Raw genomic sequence first — 18,090 nt, 5'->3', positions numbered from 1 at the left:
TTAACGTTTCGAGAACTGGAAGCTACGACGAGCTTTTGCACGACCGTATTTTTTACGTTCGACTGCACGCGAGTCACGGGTAAGGAACCCGCCAGCTTTGAGCGAACCACGCAGTGCCGGCTCGAACAGGGTCAGCGCACGGGAGATACCGTGACGAACCGCACCTGCCTGACCAGACAGACCGCCACCAGATACGGTGCAAACGACGTCGAACTGATCTTTACGATCGGTTACGCCGAACGGCTGGTTGATGACCATGCGCAGAACCGGACGTGCGAAGTAGTCTTCGAACTCGCGGCCATTGACGGTGACTTTACCCGAGCCCGGCTTGATCCAGACACGTGCAATTGCGTTTTTACGACGACCGGTTGCATAGGAACGGCCCTGTGCGTCGATCTTCGGTTCCGGCAGGGTGCCTTCAGCAGCAGCTGCGGTTTCGCCGCCCTGTGCCAGATCCTTGAGATCTTCAAGAGTTTTGGTGTCGGCCATTATTTGCCACTCCGCTTGTTCTTTTCGTTCATAGCCGCAACGTCGAGGACTTCCGGCTTCTGAGCTTCATGCGGGTGCTCGGTACCAGCATAGACGTGCAGTTTGGAAAGAACCTGGCTGCGCAGCGGACCACGGGACATCATACGCTCAACAGCTTTGATGATCACACGTTCCGGGTGCTCACCATTCAGGAGCTTGTCCATGGTGCGTTCTTTAATGCCGCCCGGGTAACCGGTGTGCCAGTAGAACTTCTTGTTCTGAAGTTTACGGCCGGTCAGTTTGACTTTTTCGGCATTGACGATGACGATGTGATCGCCACAGTCCATGTGCGGGGTAAACATAGCTTTGTGTTTACCACGAAGACGGTTGGCAACAACAGCAGCAAGGCGGCCAAGGACGACGTCTTCAGCGTCGACCACGAACCATTTGCGCTCGATGTCGCTCGGTGTCGCAGTGAAGGTTTTCATTATTTCAATACTCGAAAACTGGGTTTCACGGAGGGAATCTTCCCTCGTTGAAAGTCGGCGCATTATGCCAGCATTCAACAGGAAAACAACAGGAATATTTCATTGTAAATCAATTAGTTACGTAAAGAGGTATTATTTTACCACACGATTTCGCGCTATTTTTCCGCCGGCGGCATGGCATATGTGCCGATCACATGCGCACAAAGACTGTTATCAACGGCTGATCGAATATGGCATTCCGCAATCAAAAGCCGCCTGCCCGCCTTAAGGATCCTGGCCTCGGCAATCAGGTCGCCCGGCTTCGCCCCCGACAGGAAATGTACCGTCGCCTCGGTCGTTACCGCCAGATCCGCCTTGGGCACCACAAGCCAGGCCACCGCATAAAGCGCAATATCGGCCAAAGCAAAAATCGCCGGGCCCGTTACCACATTGCCGGGCCGCAAATAGCGTTCCCTGAACGGCAACCGCAGGACCGCCGTGTCATTTTCAAGACTTTCCGTGATAACGCCCATATCGCCGACAAACGGCACCTTTTCGCGCATGATGGCATCAAAATCGGCCGGGGTGATCCCGGTGCGGGCGTGCGAATTGTTCATGACAGCAGACCTCCCCAAATTGCCAGTTTTGCTTTGGCATTATTGATCCAGATCGACAGCCTGACATAACGTTTACGTTAACGTCAATATTTTACGGTTTCTGCATCTCTTCCCCACCATTGGATGCGGACTGTTTGCCGCGATCCATTTTGTCACCGTGTGTTTTTCGCCATCTGTTTATCGCCATCTGTTTATTGACGTCCCTGGATCAGGCAACAATGGCGCGCCCGCAGCAAAGCCGGTTCACACCCGGCCATATCACGGTACAGGTACGGAATCACGATTACCGCAAAACGATCGACGCCAGATCGGTAAATGTGGCCAGCACCACACCCCCGATAACAATGGCGACAATCGCCGTCGCACCGATATGCGGCAATTTGCGTCGCATCCATTCACCCGATGACATCGGCGGTTGCGAGGCTGCTTTATGTTTGAACCTTGCCCGGACGGGCCCGCGCGACAAATCCACAACAGGTTTGTCGACCTCATCATTGGATGCCCAATGATGGCGGTTTTCCGGAAGATAGACAGGGCGGCGGTCTTCCTGACCGGTTTCGTCACGCATCATGGCGATTTCACAGCGTCACTCGCTGCCTCCTGCAACAAGGGTATGTCGAAAATTCCGGTCATTTTCACGCTGCGATGCTGTGCACCACGAAAATGACGGCCCCCTCATTGATGGTCTGTCGCGTCTGTCCCGATGCTTTGCCTTTTCAAAGGCTGACGATGATCCGGATGCTGCCCCCAAACAGCATGCCCCAAGCAGCATATCACCGACCGATCCCTGATTTTCAGGTGTATGGATTTGTTATCCGCAACCGGCCTGCCTGCACAAAACCTGTGGGGCAAACCGATGGGCAAATCCAGTGGGCCGGAACCGTCTGACTATCCTGATACTTATATGGGGATTACGGCAACAGTTCGACAATAGCCGACTATTTCCCCAAAATTGCCGAAAACTCGCTGACTGTCAGAACAAGCACATAGCCGATGGCAACCGCTGCAATCATATAGGCCGCGGCACGTGGCAGAAACTTGTCCCAGGTGATGGGGTCGCGTGCCTTGCGTTTTGACCGCGCGGCTTTTGCCTTGGCCTTTTCCTGTTTTTCAAGGATTTCCAGACGCTTGCGGTCCATTTCGCCACGCGCGGCCCAGTTGGCCGTGTTATCAGGCAAATCAATGCGTGACTGCCGGACTTCCTTTTCCTTGAAGTCATCAACACGTCCCTGAATGTCATTGCCCGATGATGCGTCACCATCGTCTGACTGTCGCACCCGATCAAGCAATGTCGCCCCGCCATTCAGGCTTTCGACATATTCGTCATACGCGGTCTTTTCTTCGGCGAATGCGGCGGCCTGGGCCGCTTCGTGGCTGGCCTGGGCGGCCGGGTTTCCATGCAGTGCTGCGGCACCGGATGCGGCGTTCTGCACATGAACATGGCGGCTGGGCTTGGGCCGTGTCGCATTTTGTGCGCGTTCGGCACTGGCGGCACTGGCTGCGGCGATCTGTTTGTCGCTGACCATCGGGGACGGCTTTGGCCCCAGCATCGCCGGCGGACGGGTTTCCGTGACCTCGACTGTTTCAGGATCGGGGGTTTCGTTGTCATCATCGATGATTTTGGGCTTGGGCATCAAAAAGGGCGGGATGTCAAAACCGTTACGAAGCAACCGCGCACGCGCTTCGGCGCGATACCGTTCAAGATCGCGCTCCATTACGTCCTTGCGATCAAACCGTTTGATCGGCGTTTCCCGGACAGGCTTTTGCGACTTTATCGTTTCCTGCCATTTACGCGCTGAAACAAACCGGTTCGGCGCCCGACCAGGACGCCGCGTTTGACTGTCACTCATCCACAACCATGCGTTTTTCACCGTTCGGTTTATTCTTCAAACACCGAATATCCCGATGCTTGTAAACGGTTTTATTGATGACCCGATGCGTGCAATTCTACTACGATCACAAGTAGAAGAAAATCAAAAACGATGCCACGCACACGCATCAAGGAGGAACACCATGACCACCGCCACCCCGTCATCCCCGCTGGTGACCCGCCATGATCACGACGGTTATGTCACCCTTGTCCTGTCCAACCCCGCCCGGCGCAACGCCCTGTCAGCGGCAATGATGTCCGCCCTTCAGGATGCCTTTGACGACATCGCCCAAAACCCCGATATCCGGTGCGTTATTCTTGCCGCCGATGGCCCGGTTTTTTGTGCCGGTCACGATCTTAAGGAAATGAGCGGCGTCACCGACTGTGATCAGCATGCCAGCCTGTTTGCCCAGTGCAGCCGTCTGATGATGCGGATCGTCACCCTGCCCCAGCCGGTCATTGCCCGTGTCCGCGGCATGGCAACCGCGGCTGGCTGTCAGCTGGTGGCAAGCTGTGATCTTGCCGTTGCCGCCCGTTCGGCCAAATTTGCCACCCCCGGGGTCAATATCGGTCTGTTCTGCTCGACCCCGATGGTCGCACTGAGCCGCAATATCGCGCGCAAGCACGCCATGCGCATGTTGCTGACAGGCGATCCGGTCCCGGCCGACACCGCCTTTGCGATGGGGCTGGTATCGGACGTGGTTGATGATGATGATCTTGAAACGGCAACAGATGACCTTGCCGCGGGCATTGCCGCAAGATCCGGCATGACCGTGCGCCTTGGCAAACAGGCATTTTACAAACAGATCGAAATGCCCCTGCCCGATGCATATGCCTATGCATCCGATGTCATGACCGCCAACATGCAAAAACACGACGCCCGCGAAGGCATCGGCGCCTTCGTTGAAAAGCGCCACCCGACATGGCGCCATGAATGACCGCCTGATTACGGATTGAAGGGTTGCATTCGCATCTGAACTCTGCGTTTGCTCATATATCTGCTGCCATCGCGGTTCTGCCCGGGTGCCCGGTCGGGTTTGCCCGGCATTGGTCCTGCGATGGTGGCGACCTATCACGCCCTGATGGAGTAACTCCGATGCCGTTTGAATTGTGGCTTGCCTTTGTCGTTGCCTGCACCGTCATACTGATCATTCCCGGCCCGACCATCATGCTGGTGGTCAGCTACGCCCTGAGCAAGGGACGGCAAACCGCCTGGGCGACTGTTCCCGGCGTTGCCCTGGGCGATCTGACTGCAATGACCATTTCGCTGGCCGGGGCTGGTGCGCTTCTTGCCACCTCGGCCGAGGCCTTTACCATCCTGAAATTCTGCGGCGCTGCCTATCTGGTCTATCTGGGCATCAAGATGTGGCGCGATAATCCCGGCGCGTTGCAGGACAACCCGGATGCCAAACGCAACCGCCCGTCGCGCATGTTCCTTCAGGCCTATGTGGTCACCGCCCTTAATCCCAAGGGCATCGTGTTCTTCATTGCCTTTGTGCCGCAATTCATCACGGCCGGAAGCCCGGTTTTGCCACAGTTCGTCGTCATGACCGCAACCTTTGTCATTCTGGCTGCGATCAATGTCGCCATCTGGGCGGTGATGGCCGCCGCCCTGCGTGAACGGTTCCGCCATCCTGATGCCATGCGTCGTCTGACCCGGGTTGGTGGCGGGGTGATGATTGGTGCGGGCTTGCTGACTGCCCTTACCCGCCGCGCGAGTGCTGCGGTCTAGACCCGGCACCGATCAGCGCCGATAACATCGCCCGTCCCGCGCCATCGCGGCCAAACGGGTAAATCACCACCATCACAAGACCGGCCAGCAACACATTCCATGCCGGGCGCAATGGCCACATCCATTCAAGATTGGCCGCCACCACGCGCCCGGCCGGAATACCGGTCGCCAGCGCGTACCAGCCATATTCAATCCCCGCTGTCGCAAGGCCTGCGATCACCGCGATCACAACAAGCGTCACGGCCGACCGCAATGACCAGCCCCGCCAATGCGCAAACCGATACAGCATCAGGGCCACAAACAACCCGGCCATCAGGGTGGCTTCGCTGACATCGACCTTGGACTGCATAAAGAAATGCAGCGCTCCCAGAACCGCAATCGGATAAACCAGTTTGTGCAGGCGCGCCCATTTCGCACCAAGCCGGCGCATTGCCGCCTTGGTCGAGGTTGCGGCAAGGATAGCAAGTCCGATCAGGGCGACAAACCCGATCGTCAGATAAATCCGAAGGACGATCTCGCTTGCGATCCGCCCAAGATCAAGGTTCTGACTGATAGCATAAAGCCCAAGATGAACCATCCCGTAACAAAAGGCCGCAACACCGATCTGGCGGCGCACCTGCACCAGCTTTGAAAATCGCGTAATCCGGCGCAATGGCGTGATCAAAAGCGATATCAAAAGGATTCTGATCGTCCAGTCACCACTTTGCAGGATGGCTTCCTTGACCGGGATCGTCGCCCCGCCCTGTGCAATCACCGGCCACAGCAAAACCACACCGGGCACAAGCAGCGCGACAAAGACCACCAGTTTGAAAAAGGAAAACCGTCCGGACGGATCAAGCCATGGATACATGCAGTCAAGCCTATGGTGTTGTAGCGCACGCAAGCGCGCGCCAAATTCAAACACGGCATCCCGGCAAAGCCGGAAACTGCCTTGACCTACTCAAAGCGCATTTGATGTGCCGCGTCATTTAAACTCGCCATCAACTTTCCGCGAGCCCGCCTTTCAACCTGTGACCCGCGCCAAACAGTTGCACAGGATCGCCGATCATATAACTATCAACCAAGAACAATTGATGGATTGAACAAAATGCCCCAGTTCGAAAACCCGGATGATACCGCCCTTAAATCGCTTCTGGAAACGACCAGAACAATCGCCCTTGTCGGCGCCAGTCCCAAGCCTGATCGCCCGTCAAACCGGGTGATGAAATTCCTGCTTGATCGCGGATATCATGTGATCCCGGTCAATCCCGGTCAGGCAGGCGGGGAAATTCACGGTCAGACGGTGGTCGCCACCCTTGCCGACATTTCCGAGCCGGTCGATATGGTCGATATCTTCCGCAATAGTGACGATGCCGCCGGCGTCGTGGATGAAGCCATCGCAATCAAGGCCAAATCGGTCTGGATGCAGCTTGGCGTGCTGAACCCCGATGCGGCGTCCAGGGCAATCGATCATGGCATGGTCGCCGTGATGAACCGTTGCCCGGCCATCGAAATTCCCCGGCTGTTCTGATCCGCTGATTTTTCAAAATTTGCTATGGCGAGTCGCCAAAATAAAAAGGCACCGGAACCCGGTGCCTTTTGCAATTCAGTCAGACAAATGCGCGATCAGCCGCGACCGCATTTTGCCATCAGTTCGGGCATCAGGCCCTGATTGCCGATAAAGACCGGCTGTACGGCACTGGTCACGCTATAGGTCGTGGTCTGTTCGTCAACGATCTGGTCATAAAGCCCCGATGTTTCGAGAACCAGCGACACCACCCCGTCCGACTTGATCCGCAATGCGGCAAAACCGTTGGCATATTCTGTACGGGCGCATTCACGGCCAAGGATCGTGTCAAAACGTTCCACCAGCGCGTAACGCGGATTTTCCGACAGATGATCCCGGCTGGCAACAGTACCGGGGACGACATTGGGTTTGGGGATATATTTGCTGAACCGGGCTTGTGACTGGACGATATAGCCATCCGGGAAATAGACCGCCACATCTTCGGAAAGAAGGATGCGGTCACCAACAACCTGACCCGATCGCAACAGCGCCTTGATTCGTTTCCCCGGAATTTCCCCGGAAAACGCATTAAAGCGCAGCAACTTTCCGTCACCTCGCTGATCAGCATAAAACTTTTCAAAAGGTACGATTGGGGTTTTATCCGCTGCCATCGCAGCCGGTGTAATTGCCGCTGACGCAATCGCCAGTGCAAGTGTCACGCCCCCCGAGCGTCGCGAAAAGACCGCCGCAATGGCCTTTAGCATATGTCCCCGCCTCTCACTGATACGTGTCGGAATACTTCGCTGAGATTATGCAGATTAATCCGAATTTCAACTGTAATTCCTGCGAAATTCTTCGGCACAGGTAAAAGCACATATAAAAACAACGAGGTGGCATAATGCCACCTCGTTGCCAAAGATTTGGTAAATGTCGAAGCTTAGTCGACAGAAATCGTCACACGACGGTTACGCGGCTCACGAACACCATCCGGAGTCGGGATGAGAAGTTCACCTTCACCAACCGCGTCGCTCTCGATCATGTCAGCTTTGATACCACGACCGGTCAGCTGCGACAGAGCAGCCTGTGCACGACGTTCGGACAGTTTCAGGTTATAGGCTGCCGAACCCGATGCATCGGCGTGACCGACGATCGCAACATTACCCATCGAAGTTGCCCACTGTTCGGCCGCTGCATCAAGAACGCGCTCCGAAACCGGGGTAATTGCAACGCTGTCGAAATCGAAGAAGATCGTGAACAGACGTGCTTCTTTCGCAGCAACCGGTGCCGCAGCAGCCGGTGCCGGCTCTACCGCACGAAGTTCTGCCATCGCAGCTTCGAAGTCTTTCCAGCACTGGCTGATCAGCTCGGTCTGCCAGCCTTCTTCACTTTCCTCGATCCAGCAATCGAAACGGGCCTGTGCAACTGCTGCGGTGTCAGGCTTTTCTTCGCGCTTGCCATCATCAAGCAAACCGATCAGCTCGTCACGAACTGCACGTTTCTGTGCAATTTCTTCAGCCGAGAAACGCCAGTTTGCCGGATCTTCCGGAAGAATGGTTTCGTTGCTTGCTACTTTGCCGGCCTTTTTCGCAAAGAAATCGGCATCAAAGAAGTCGTACCACTCGTCAGCTTCGCGCTGTGCATAAGCGATATACTCGGCTTTCAGCGCCTTGCCGAATGCGGTCGTCGGCTCGGTGCCAGAGATCGCAGATGATACAGAATTGCTGTATGTCAGCGGGTTACCGCCATACATAACCGCAGTCCCGGAATTATCTACGCTGCTACACGCACTCAGAAGCGCAACGCCACCAAGAGCACAAAGAATAGTCGGACGAATCTGCATGTCTTACCCCTGTCTTAAGGTTGTTATTCAGCAAATACTTTATCACCAAAGATGGTGAGATTATGTCTCAAAACGACCGAAAACGCGATTTGTTCCATACGTGTAAAAAGAATTGTGTTTTGCTACACACTTTTCAAGAACACATAAACCTGTAATTCTTATTGTGTCATACTGATGTATGAGTAGCAAATAATACAACCATGACACTGAGCGCACGAGGATGAAATGATTGAAACCGATGTATCCAAGATCACACTGATGCTAAAGCAGTTCGCACTCGGCTTTGGCATGGATCTTTTAGGCGCAATTGTCATTCTAGCCGTTGGCTGGTGGCTTGCCGGACGCGCCTCGGCACTGGTACGCCACTCGCTTAAAAATGCAAAATTTGTCGATGCGACTCTCAAGCCGCTGGCAGCAAGCATTGTGCGTTATGCAATCCTGGTATTCGTCCTCGTCGCGGTTCTTTCGAACTTTGGTGTGGAAACAACCAGCATCATCGCCGTCCTCGGTGCTGCCGGTCTGGCAATCGGTCTGGCACTGCAAGGCACGCTGTCAAACATCGCCGCCGGTGTCATGATCCTGATCCTGCGTCCGCTCAAGATTGACGAATTCGTCGAAGCCGGTTCAATTTCCGGTACCGTCGTTGAAATCACCCTGTTCACCACTCTGCTCAAGACGCCCGACGGTGTGTTCATTTCTGCCCCGAACTCGCAGATCTGGAACAGCGCGATCAAAAACTATTCTCGCAACCCGACCCGTCGTCTCGATATCAAGGTCGGCATCGCCTATGACGACGATGTTGATGCGGCACTTGATTTCCTGAAAAACCTGGTGGCATCCGATCCGCGCGTTCTCAAGGACCCGGAACCGATGAGCTTCGTCGCGACCCTTGGCGAAAGCTCGGTCGACCTGACCGCACGCGGCTGGGTGGCAACGTCCGAATTCTGGCCGACCTTCTTTGATCTGACACGCAAATCGAAAACCGAACTGGAAGCTGCCGGCTTCTCGATTCCGTTCCCGCAGCGTGACCTGCACATCATCGAATCTTCGGAAACTGCAAGCACCGCGACCAAAACAGCAGCCAAACCGGCTGCAAAGGCACCGGCCAAGAAACCGGCCACCCGTTCGCGTTCAACCGCTGCAAAATCGACCACCAAAACCACGGCGGCTAAAACCACCGCTGCGAAAAAGGCACCCGAAAGCAAAAGCTGACCGGTTCCTGATCCTTGATCACATGAAAGAGGCCCCGATAACGGGCCTCTTTTTTTTATGGCAATTTTCAAGGCCGGGGCCGATGCACCGCCCGCTGCCTTGAACACTGGAGCACAAGGCACAGGCACAGGCACAGGCACAGGCACAGGCACAGGAAGGAACATCACGCACTATGCCTGTCAAATGCCATGCCATCCCCCTGGCAGCCCGACCGCAAAGGCGCATACCTGGCCCTTCCCTGCGCCCCTGTTCTTTCCCTCGGCACTCCCATGGCAATCCCACGGCCCGGTATATATCCCCCGCCATACACCCCCATGGCCTTTGCACCGGGCATGTAGTAGCCCGCTGTTACCCGCCCGGTTACTTGCAGGCGTATGATTTCCATCCCTCAACGACAATCACAACACGCCCGGGAGGATATAAACGATGTCTGCCAAAAAGATTTTGATGATCACCGGTGATTTCGCCGAAGATTACGAAACCATGGTGCCGTTCCAGACCCTGCTTGCGGTCGGGCACAAAGTCGATGCCGTCTGCCCCGACAAGAAGGCTGGCGATACCGTGGCAACCGCCATTCACGATTTCGAAGGCGATCAGACCTATAGCGAAAAGCGCGGTCATAACTTTGCACTGAATGCCGATTTCGCTTCAGCGCGTGCTGAAAACTATGACGCCCTTCTTATCCCCGGTGGCCGTGCGCCGGAATATCTTCGCCTGAACGAAGACGTCATTCGACTGGTGCGCGATTTCAACGATGCCGGCAAACCGATTGCTGCTGTTTGTCATGGCGCACAGCTTCTGGCGGCCGCTGATATCATCAAGGGCCGCAAGGTTTCCGCCTATCCGGCCTGCGCCCCCGAAGTCAAACTTGGCGGCGGGATTTATGCCGATATCGCGATTGATGATGCGTGCACGGATGGCAACCTTGTCACCGCACCGGCTTGGCCTGCCCACCCCAAATGGCTCGCAGCTTTCCTTGCCGTCCTCGGGACCGACATAAAATTGTGATGATCAATCGCCCATTCGCTGATTGCGCTTGGGCGATTTTTCCCTGACCATGCACTGACGGGTCTGCGCAGACTTGGCAACAGGCCCGGACCATAAGCTGCCCGGCACCTTTTTCGCGGGACGCAAAACGGGCAGCATTGCAGGAAAGGCCGTCCTCATGTGTCAAATCTATTCCGGTACCGAACCCGAACTCTATCAATGCGTCAGCCGGTCCGTGCGGATCAATGGCGTTGTCACCAGTCTGCGCCTTGAATTGCGCTTCTGGCAGATTCTCGATGAAATTTCGGCTGGCGAAGGCTTCAGCACCCCGCAATTTCTGGGCAAGATTTATGACGAGGTTGTCGCGCAACGTGGCGACATCCCGAATTTTGCTTCCCTGCTGCGGGTCATTTGCACGGTCTATCTGGAAAAGCAGATCGGACTGCACACCACACTTAACGAAGCCCAGACACGCTCGCGCCTGGTCAGCTAGACCAAAAGACCCGGGACTTTTAAAGTAAATACACCCGCCCGCCTGAACGTCACATCGCGTGACTTCGGCCATCTATCGGGATGGGATTTTGCGTGGATGTGGTGGTAAGCCTGGTCTTGGCTAGTTCAGCCAGGATGAAAGTTCGCGCGTGCTGAACCCGCCGCTGCGCATGATTGACGGGTTGGCATTGCGTCGCAGGGTCGGCTCGGCCGGCTTTATGATGCTGTTGCGCTGATGCATGCCCGCAGCGGCACCGAAATCGATCTGGGATCGCGCCACAAGATCAGCAGCACTGGGCTGCGGCTTGCTGGCATTGATCGGTTGCGGGGTTTGCTGTTTCTGCTTGGTCTCGTAGATCCAGCGCAGTTCCTGTTTCAGGGTCTGATATTCCGGCGTATCAGGTGCAGAGTTAACCTCGTTAACAATCTGCAACTTCACCATCTGTGGGAACCGGTCAAGGCGTTCCAGCAACATGAACTTCACGCTCGGACGCACCGCATCGGACCGCATAAGCTTCATCACCAGACGGCGATAAATATCAATACGCAGGTTTCCGTTCGATGCCAGTTCGATGAATTCTTCGACAAATTCGCGTGCTGCCATCTTGCCATCCAGAAGCGCACGCAGATTGTCGGCCATCGCCCGGCGATATGCTTCGCGAATTTCGACAACATGGTTGGATGCGCGGGTCCGCACCAGATGGAATGCTTCGGGGCTGAACGCATTCTTGGTCAGAAGCTTGGCGCAATCGGCCACCAGTTCATGTTTGGTGGCATCCGAAACCACTTCAAACACGCCGGTAATCAGTTCCTTGCATTTTGCATGCGGCCCCATGCGGATCGCCGCGGCCAGTGCCATCGGGCTTTCCGGATCGCGGGTCGCGATAACAGCAAGCGCCAGCGGGTCATCATATTGCATCAAGGCCAGATCATTGCTCAGCAAATGTTCCGGCATCAAAAGACGTTGTTGCTTCGCCGCCCCGGTCACTGTCAGCGGCTCGCCACTCTGATAGCTTTCCTTGATGGTCAGCGCGTATTTCAACGCGTCATATGAGATGCCGTGATTGCTGCTCATGGCACTCAGTCCCCTTTGGGCCCCTTGCTGAGCCGCCTGTCAGAGACCAGCCCTTCAAGGCCGCCATTGTTGCGGCCTGCCCGTGGGCGAATATTCGGGTTCGGATTGCGTTTGTTCGACGCAGCCGGTGCTTGCGCACTCTCCTTTTCGGCCCGCGGGCGTGATGCCGATGCGGCGGGCTTGGTATCGTTAAAGAAGTCGATATACCAATCCATATCCGTCGATGCCATGGCATAACGTCCCCCGGCGGCCGGGCTTTCGATATTGGCTTCTGGGATACCGTTGCTGATCTGAAGCACGACCGATGACGGGGCGGTCATGCCCGCACGCCATGCCAGTGCCGTGATCGCACGCGCACTTCCGGAATCAAGGATTTTGGAAACCGCACTGATCGGGATTTGCGCATAATGGGCCAGCGACTGCACAACCAGCGCATCTTCATTCCGCGAAACCGCGTCCAGAATATACTGGTCGATCGTCATCTTCTGGTTCGATGCCGTTTCATGATCGTGATCAAGCATCACGTCATCGGCAATCTCGACCGGCATCCCGGCATCCGCCGGATGCAGCGGCATGCGGTTTTCAAACCGTGCCTTTTCAATCCGCTGGCGAACCGACTGGCGCAAGGCGCGGGCAACTTCGGTGCGCATACGCCCCTGCTCAACCAGGGTATCAAACAGCGATGCCATGATGAAATGGGCGATACGGCGCTGGGCCTGACGCGAAATGCGGCTCTGCCCGCCCAAAAGATCTCCTTCCGGTGATTTGGGCTTGGCAACCTTGCGCTCTGTGAAATGGGGCGTCATCGCAACAACGTTGCGCGGCGCATCATCAGATGACAACAACCGGTTCAAAAGACTGCTTTTTTCTTTTTCGGCCTGCTGTTCGATCAGGCGTGCCTTGGCCGCGGCTTCCTGTTCTTCGCGTGCGCGTTCTGCGGCGGTCTGAACAAATTCACCGCGCCCGCGCATGATATCAAGGAAGTCGGAATCACTCAGAAGTTCGATATATTCGCCAATCGACACACGGCCAATCGCCTGAATATCCTGACGCAGACGGCTTGCCGCCTGACGGGTCATATAGGGCGTGTGTCCCAGTTCCTGCTCGATCAGATTGATGACCTGCGGACGATAGCAATCACCCATATTGGCAATGGCAGCGACAAACTCCTCGACCATTTCAAGGCGTTCTGACGGGCTGACATCATTGAGATGACGGCGCAAACGGCGGGCAACATCCATACGGACATCGCTGTCAAAATCCGGTGCGTCTTCGTCTTCTTCGGCATAGGCCATTTCGTTCGACAAACGGGCCGCATGCTCAAGAGCAGTCTGTTCTGAAATTTCTTCGCTGGAATTCTTGCGCGGGATCGACCGCCCACGTGCATTTCCTGCATCAGCCGAAAAAGCATCGGGTGCGACTGTACGGACAGTGTCAGCAAGATCACGCAGCTTCGCCGTGGCTTTATCGTCAAGCCCCCCGTCGCCGGTGTTTTTCTGCCGATTGAACATCCAACTCAGCATTATCGCAGCAATTCCCCTGGTCCCTTGCCTGGCGGCGGATCGGGTATCAATTAGTGCAGATACCCGTCGTTTTTATGTTTTGTCAGAACAGTTTAACCAGAACTGACCGTGATAAACAACCAGACAAGACGTCTAAATTTAAATCCCCAACATCAAGGACCGATGCCATCAGACACAGCCTTGATTACCTCTAGACTATCGGCGGAAAGACTCAAAAAAACATTAACAATACAGCGCCCTAAACAAACCGCTGATATTCGCCCCCGATCATCGCCCGGAAGTTACTCGATAGTTATCCGGTTTGGTCACCTCCCCGGTCCGCTTCGCCCCCATTTGCTGACCGTCCCGGCTTCACGGTTTTTCCAATTCCGGGCGAGACCCCGGATACGACACGTTTGGAAATTTCGGGCATAAAAAAACGGGCGACCGTTGTGGCCGCCCGTTTTGATATCCGTTACCGGATCAAATCATATCAGATCAGTTGCTGACCCATGCGATACGCAGGATGTTGGTCGCCCCCGGAGTACCAAACGGAACACCGGCGGTAATCACCAGCGAATCACCCGGTCCGGCGAATTCTTCGCGCTGGGCAACTTCACAGGCAATGCCGACCATTTCGGCAAAGTTGGTCGCATCACGGGTAAAGACCGGATGCACGCCCCAGCACAGCGCCAGACGACGTGCGGTCTGAATCCGCGGCGTCAGGCCAAGGATCTGCACTTCCGGACGCTCACGCGCGGCACGGAATGCGGTTGAACCCGACGTGGTATAGTTGACAACTGCCTTGGACCCGATGGTTTTTGCCACCTGACGGGCCGCCGCACTGATCGCATCCGGTGCGTTATGTTCCGGATCCGGGCGGTTGGCGTCACGCATGCGGAAATACAGCTCATCCTGTTCCACACGCACCAGAATACGGTCCATGATCGAAACGGTTTCAAGCGGGTATTTACCAACCGCACTTTCTGCTGACAGCATCACGGCATCGGCACCGTCATAGATCGCGGTTGCAACGTCGGATGCTTCGGCGCGGGTCGGTGCCGGGTTGGATACCATCGAATCAAGCATCTGGGTCGCAACAATCACCGGCTTGCCGGCCTCGCGGCAGGCCTTGATGATGCGTTTCTGCAGAATCGGCACATCTTCGGGCGGGCATTCAACGCCAAGGTCACCACGGGCGACCATCACCATGTCAGACAGATCGACGATCTCGTCGAGATGCTCGATCGCCTGCGGCTTTTCGAGCTTGGAAACGATGGCGGCACGACCCTGAATGATCTTGCGGGCTTCGGCGACATCTTCCGGGCGCTGCACGAATGACAGGGCGACAAAATCAACGCCCATCTCAAGACCATACACCAGATCGGCACGGTCCTTTTCGGTCAGCGGCGACAATGGCAGCATCACATCGGGAAGATTGACACCCTTGCGGTTCGACAGCGGACCACCGGTGATCACGGTACATTCGGCTGACTTGTCATCGCATTTTTCAACGCGCATGCGCAGCTTGCCATCATCAAGCAACAGGTTCGCACCCGGCTTCAATGCGGCATAGACCTCGGGATGCGGCAAGGAGACGCGCTTATTGGTGCCCGGGGTCTTGTCCATATCAAAGGTGAAGGTATCGCCGGCTTCGAGTTCGACCTTTTCATCGGCAAAGGTGCCAACACGGATCTTGGGCCCCTGAAGGTCCATCAGAATTCCGATCGGACGGCCGAGCTTTTCTTCGACCGCGCGGATGGCTTCGAACCGGGCCAGATGTTCAGCGTGTTCCCCGTGCGAAAAGTTCAGACGAAATACATCGACGCCCGACTTTACGATTTTCTCAAGGATTTCTGGCTTGGAACTCGCCGGCCCCAGGGTCGCGATGATTTTCGCCTTACGTTGACGGCGCATCGGCTACTACCTCTTGTTATTTGGTTTACACGTGAGCCCTGCCGCTTCGGCCTGCATCTGCGGCGAGGCGTCAAGGCGTCCTGATCTTTTTCTGGGGGTAACCCCTTAATAGTCAATCAGCCCCTATTTGAACAGGGGCTTTTCATTAAATGCCTTTACAAAAATGTGATTTTTCACTGGACAATTACAAGAAGCCCCCTCTTAAAAGGTAACCGGACACGCATCCGGGCAATGGGCAATCACCTGTCGATTGCCGCTTTTCAGTGACGCAAACAGGGCTTCTTTCGATGAGCAAATGGCACCACCGTTTTCTGGGCCTCGCCGCCCACATCGCAGACTGGTCAAAAGACCGCAGCACCCAGGTCGGTGCCGTTGTCATCGGCCCGAAAAAGGAAATCCGCGCAGTCGGCTATAACGGATTCCCGCGCGGCGTCGATGACGAAGTCGAAAGCCGCCATCAGCGTCCTGAAAAATACGCCTATACCGAACATGCCGAACGCAATGCCATTTATAATGCAAGTTATACCGGCACATCCCTTGATGGCTGTTCGCTGTATGTGACCCATTTTCCATGCTGCGACTGCGCGCGCGCCATTATCCAGGCCGGCATCGCCGAGGTTTTCGTCGATAAAACCAAACTGACCGCCGATTTTCTGGAACGCTGGGAACAGGATATGAAAATCTCGACCGAGATGTTCGAGGAATCCGGCGTTGCCGTGCAAGTCATTGATGATGATGGCACAACCGAACCGATGAAATAATCTATCAGCCCCTTTACTATTGCCCAAAGCCCCCAATATGGTGGGCGTGCAACTCGGGTACGAGCACCAATAAAAAAAAGACTATCGCGCTTTCTGTTCACAACCAGCGGCTGGTCCGGCGTCAGTATTTGTCAGATTCTCGGGGCTTCTCACGGGCGGTTTGACCTTGCTGGAAACCAGACAAAGGTATAAGGGTTTATACAACAGCAACCGAAATGATTTGCTGCTGTTGGTCCCTGAACAGCGACGCATTTCGTGATGATGCTCAGGAAACGAGGCCGGATGAACGCGAAAATCGACTTTAGTAAAATCAGTTTTCTGATCGTTGACGGGGACAAGATTTCAGCTCAAGTAGTGTACGACACGCTGGCCTATCTCGGCGCCAGTCACATTCAGCGCGTAAAGACACCGAATGACGCGTTTGATGTTCTGCGCAGTGAAAAGATTGATATCGTTGTGTGCGAATGGCGACTCCGGGGCATGGATGGCCTTGAATTCCTTGACGTCATGCGCAATTCGACCAATTCGCCCAACAGGTTCATTCCTGTGATTATGCTGACTGCACATTCGGAACACCGTTACGTGACCACTGCACGTGACCTTGGCATTACGGAATTTCTTGCCAAGCCTTTCAATGCCAAGGCACTTTATAGCCGACTGGTGTCGGTGATCGCGCGGCCCAGACGTTTCATCAATACCGGAACATATTTCGGCCCCGACCGTCGCCGCAGACAGGTCCAGTTCGACGGCCCTGACCGAAGGAGCCTTGACGAATGACCCATTATGACTGGGGAAGCGGAGCAATCGTGAAACCGGAAGAGCCTATGAAAAAGAAGAATGTTCAGATCATCCCCGCACAGACTGACCTGAAGCGGCGGGCTGTCAACTTCGTCAAGGGCTTTGACATCAATCTGTCGCCTGAACAGCTCGAAGAGCTGGAAAAAGTCGTGCAGCGCAGCTCGGAAACCTTTGTGCGTGATATCGGCAAGGATCTGATGGATTGCCGTCGCATGATCATTCAGGCGCTTGGCGACAAAACCAAACGCCAGGATGCGGTTGCGACCAGCTCCGACCTTGCCTATTCGGTCAAGGCCCTTGGCGGCACCTTCCAGTATCCGCTGATGACGCAGATCGCCAAATCAATGGAAAACTTCGTGGCGGACCGCACCACCGCCAATGAAAAACAGCTGCTGGTCATCCAGCTGCATATTGACTCACTCTATGTCATTCTTGCGGGCCGCGTGACCGGCTTTGGCTCGACCGTTGAACAGGCAACTGTTGCGGCCCTGACCAAACTCGCCGAACGCTACGAACAGCCTCGCGAATAGGCTTCTGGAGACGCAACCTTCATGTTTGCGTTTCCGCCTTTCTGATCCCGATCCGAATATCCCTGCCTGATCCCGTCCGTTGCGCCCCGTATCGCGGCACCATGACGTCTGCCTGCATGCCGGAATGCCCGATACAACGGAACCCTGACGCTTCTCAATCACGGCGGGTTTCTACCCACAGAAGAAACGACAAAGAAATTTGAAATTCCGGTCAAAAACCGCTTGCGCCCCCATGGGGTGGCTGCTAAAAACCGCGCCACACACCATGCGGGTGTAGCTCAGTTGGTTAGAGCGCCGGCCTGTCACGCCGGAGGCCGCGGGTTCAAGTCCCGTCAC

General features: G+C 55.5%; 20 protein-coding genes. 9 read left to right on the top strand and 11 right to left on the bottom strand.

What is annotated here, in order from left to right; genetic code table 11:
* From rpsI to AUQ42_RS11510, 5 genes are all read right to left on the bottom strand, one after another.
* Positions 1–492 carry a 30S ribosomal protein S9 gene (rpsI, locus tag AUQ42_RS11530; RefSeq protein ID WP_101246004.1) on the bottom strand — a complete coding sequence of 164 codons (492 nt, stop codon included), beginning with the start codon at positions 490–492 and terminating at the stop codon, positions 1–3.
* Positions 489–956, bottom strand: a complete 468-nt coding sequence (gene rplM, locus AUQ42_RS11525; RefSeq protein WP_008890948.1) for a 50S ribosomal protein L13 — start codon at positions 954–956, stop codon at positions 489–491. Before rplM ends, rpsI begins: the two co-directional genes overlap by 4 nt.
* A 155-nt stretch (positions 957–1,111) precedes the next feature.
* The gene (locus AUQ42_RS11520) at positions 1,112–1,552 is read right to left on the bottom strand and encodes a PaaI family thioesterase (protein ID WP_068519241.1); all 441 of its coding nucleotides are present in this window, start codon (positions 1,550–1,552) and stop codon (positions 1,112–1,114) included.
* Between the two features lie 283 nt (positions 1,553–1,835).
* Entirely contained in the window at positions 1,836–2,123 is a 288-nt protein-coding gene (locus tag AUQ42_RS11515) for a hypothetical protein (RefSeq protein ID WP_068519240.1), read from the bottom strand.
* 367 nt (positions 2,124–2,490) lie between these two features.
* The gene (locus AUQ42_RS11510; RefSeq protein WP_068519239.1) at positions 2,491–3,402 is read right to left on the bottom strand and encodes a hypothetical protein; all 912 of its coding nucleotides are present in this window, start codon (positions 3,400–3,402) and stop codon (positions 2,491–2,493) included.
* A gap of 163 nt (positions 3,403–3,565) precedes the next feature.
* On the opposite strand from AUQ42_RS11510, the gene AUQ42_RS11505 reads away from it, so the two are divergent.
* Positions 3,566–4,360, top strand: coding sequence for an enoyl-CoA hydratase (locus AUQ42_RS11505; protein ID WP_068519238.1), 795 nt, complete (start codon positions 3,566–3,568; stop codon positions 4,358–4,360).
* 158 nt (positions 4,361–4,518) lie between these two features.
* Positions 4,519–5,154, top strand: a complete 636-nt coding sequence (locus AUQ42_RS11500; RefSeq protein ID WP_068519237.1) for a LysE family translocator — start codon at positions 4,519–4,521, stop codon at positions 5,152–5,154.
* Here AUQ42_RS11500 and AUQ42_RS11495 read toward each other — a convergent pair.
* A complete protein-coding gene (locus AUQ42_RS11495) occupies positions 5,126–6,004 on the bottom strand; it encodes a sulfite oxidase heme-binding subunit YedZ (RefSeq protein WP_068519236.1) in 879 nt (292 codons plus the stop codon). The genes AUQ42_RS11500 and AUQ42_RS11495 overlap by 29 nt on opposite strands.
* A gap of 237 nt (positions 6,005–6,241) precedes the next feature.
* On the opposite strand from AUQ42_RS11495, the gene AUQ42_RS11490 reads away from it, so the two are divergent.
* Positions 6,242–6,664, top strand: coding sequence for a CoA-binding protein (locus tag AUQ42_RS11490; RefSeq protein WP_068519235.1), 423 nt, complete (start codon positions 6,242–6,244; stop codon positions 6,662–6,664).
* Positions 6,665–6,759: 95 nt separating this feature from the next.
* Here the strand turns inward: AUQ42_RS11490 and AUQ42_RS11485 are convergent, their stop codons facing one another.
* Positions 6,760–7,404 carry a hypothetical protein gene (locus AUQ42_RS11485; protein ID WP_068519234.1) on the bottom strand — a complete coding sequence of 215 codons (645 nt, stop codon included), beginning with the start codon at positions 7,402–7,404 and terminating at the stop codon, positions 6,760–6,762.
* Positions 7,405–7,577: 173 nt separating this feature from the next.
* Positions 7,578–8,480, bottom strand: coding sequence for an OmpA family protein (locus AUQ42_RS11480; RefSeq protein WP_068519233.1), 903 nt, complete (start codon positions 8,478–8,480; stop codon positions 7,578–7,580).
* Positions 8,481–8,705: 225 nt separating this feature from the next.
* Here AUQ42_RS11480 and AUQ42_RS11475 point away from each other — a divergent pair, with 225 nt between their 5' ends.
* From AUQ42_RS11475 to AUQ42_RS11465, 3 genes are all read left to right on the top strand, one after another.
* Complete coding sequence (locus AUQ42_RS11475) at positions 8,706–9,692, top strand: mechanosensitive ion channel family protein (protein WP_068519232.1); 987 nt, start codon at positions 8,706–8,708, stop codon at positions 9,690–9,692.
* Between the two features lie 426 nt (positions 9,693–10,118).
* The gene (locus AUQ42_RS11470; protein ID WP_068519231.1) at positions 10,119–10,700 is read left to right on the top strand and encodes a DJ-1/PfpI family protein; all 582 of its coding nucleotides are present in this window, start codon (positions 10,119–10,121) and stop codon (positions 10,698–10,700) included.
* Positions 10,701–10,857: 157 nt separating this feature from the next.
* Positions 10,858–11,172 carry a ribbon-helix-helix domain-containing protein gene (locus AUQ42_RS11465; RefSeq protein WP_068519399.1) on the top strand — a complete coding sequence of 105 codons (315 nt, stop codon included), beginning with the start codon at positions 10,858–10,860 and terminating at the stop codon, positions 11,170–11,172.
* A gap of 120 nt (positions 11,173–11,292) precedes the next feature.
* Here the strand turns inward: AUQ42_RS11465 and AUQ42_RS11460 are convergent, their stop codons facing one another.
* From AUQ42_RS11460 to pyk, 3 genes are all read right to left on the bottom strand, one after another.
* Positions 11,293–12,246, bottom strand: a complete 954-nt coding sequence (locus tag AUQ42_RS11460; RefSeq protein WP_068519230.1) for a hypothetical protein — start codon at positions 12,244–12,246, stop codon at positions 11,293–11,295.
* Positions 12,247–12,251: 5 nt separating this feature from the next.
* On the bottom strand, positions 12,252–13,769 hold the full coding sequence (locus tag AUQ42_RS11455) for a hypothetical protein (RefSeq protein ID WP_068519229.1): 1,518 nt from the start codon (positions 13,767–13,769) through the stop codon (positions 12,252–12,254).
* 477 nt (positions 13,770–14,246) lie between these two features.
* Positions 14,247–15,665 carry a pyruvate kinase gene (pyk, locus tag AUQ42_RS11450; RefSeq protein ID WP_068519228.1) on the bottom strand — a complete coding sequence of 473 codons (1,419 nt, stop codon included), beginning with the start codon at positions 15,663–15,665 and terminating at the stop codon, positions 14,247–14,249.
* A gap of 287 nt (positions 15,666–15,952) precedes the next feature.
* Here pyk and AUQ42_RS11445 point away from each other — a divergent pair, with 287 nt between their 5' ends.
* The 3 genes from AUQ42_RS11445 (at position 15,953) to AUQ42_RS11435 (ending at position 17,754) form a co-directional block, all read left to right on the top strand.
* Complete coding sequence (locus AUQ42_RS11445) at positions 15,953–16,426, top strand: dCMP deaminase family protein (RefSeq protein ID WP_068519227.1); 474 nt, start codon at positions 15,953–15,955, stop codon at positions 16,424–16,426.
* Between the two features lie 282 nt (positions 16,427–16,708).
* The gene (locus AUQ42_RS11440; protein ID WP_068519226.1) at positions 16,709–17,203 is read left to right on the top strand and encodes a response regulator; all 495 of its coding nucleotides are present in this window, start codon (positions 16,709–16,711) and stop codon (positions 17,201–17,203) included.
* A gap of 47 nt (positions 17,204–17,250) precedes the next feature.
* Positions 17,251–17,754 (top strand): transcriptional regulator, encoded by a 504-nt coding sequence (locus AUQ42_RS11435; RefSeq protein ID WP_228195980.1) that lies wholly within the window; start codon positions 17,251–17,253, stop codon positions 17,752–17,754.
* Positions 17,755–18,090 lie beyond the last annotated feature (336 nt).

It is taken from the genome of Thalassospira sp. MCCC 1A02491 (genome assembly GCF_001613785.1).
Taxonomy (GTDB): domain Bacteria; phylum Pseudomonadota; class Alphaproteobacteria; order Rhodospirillales; family Thalassospiraceae; genus Thalassospira; species Thalassospira povalilytica.
This window is presented reverse-complemented; position numbering and strand designations above follow the sequence as displayed.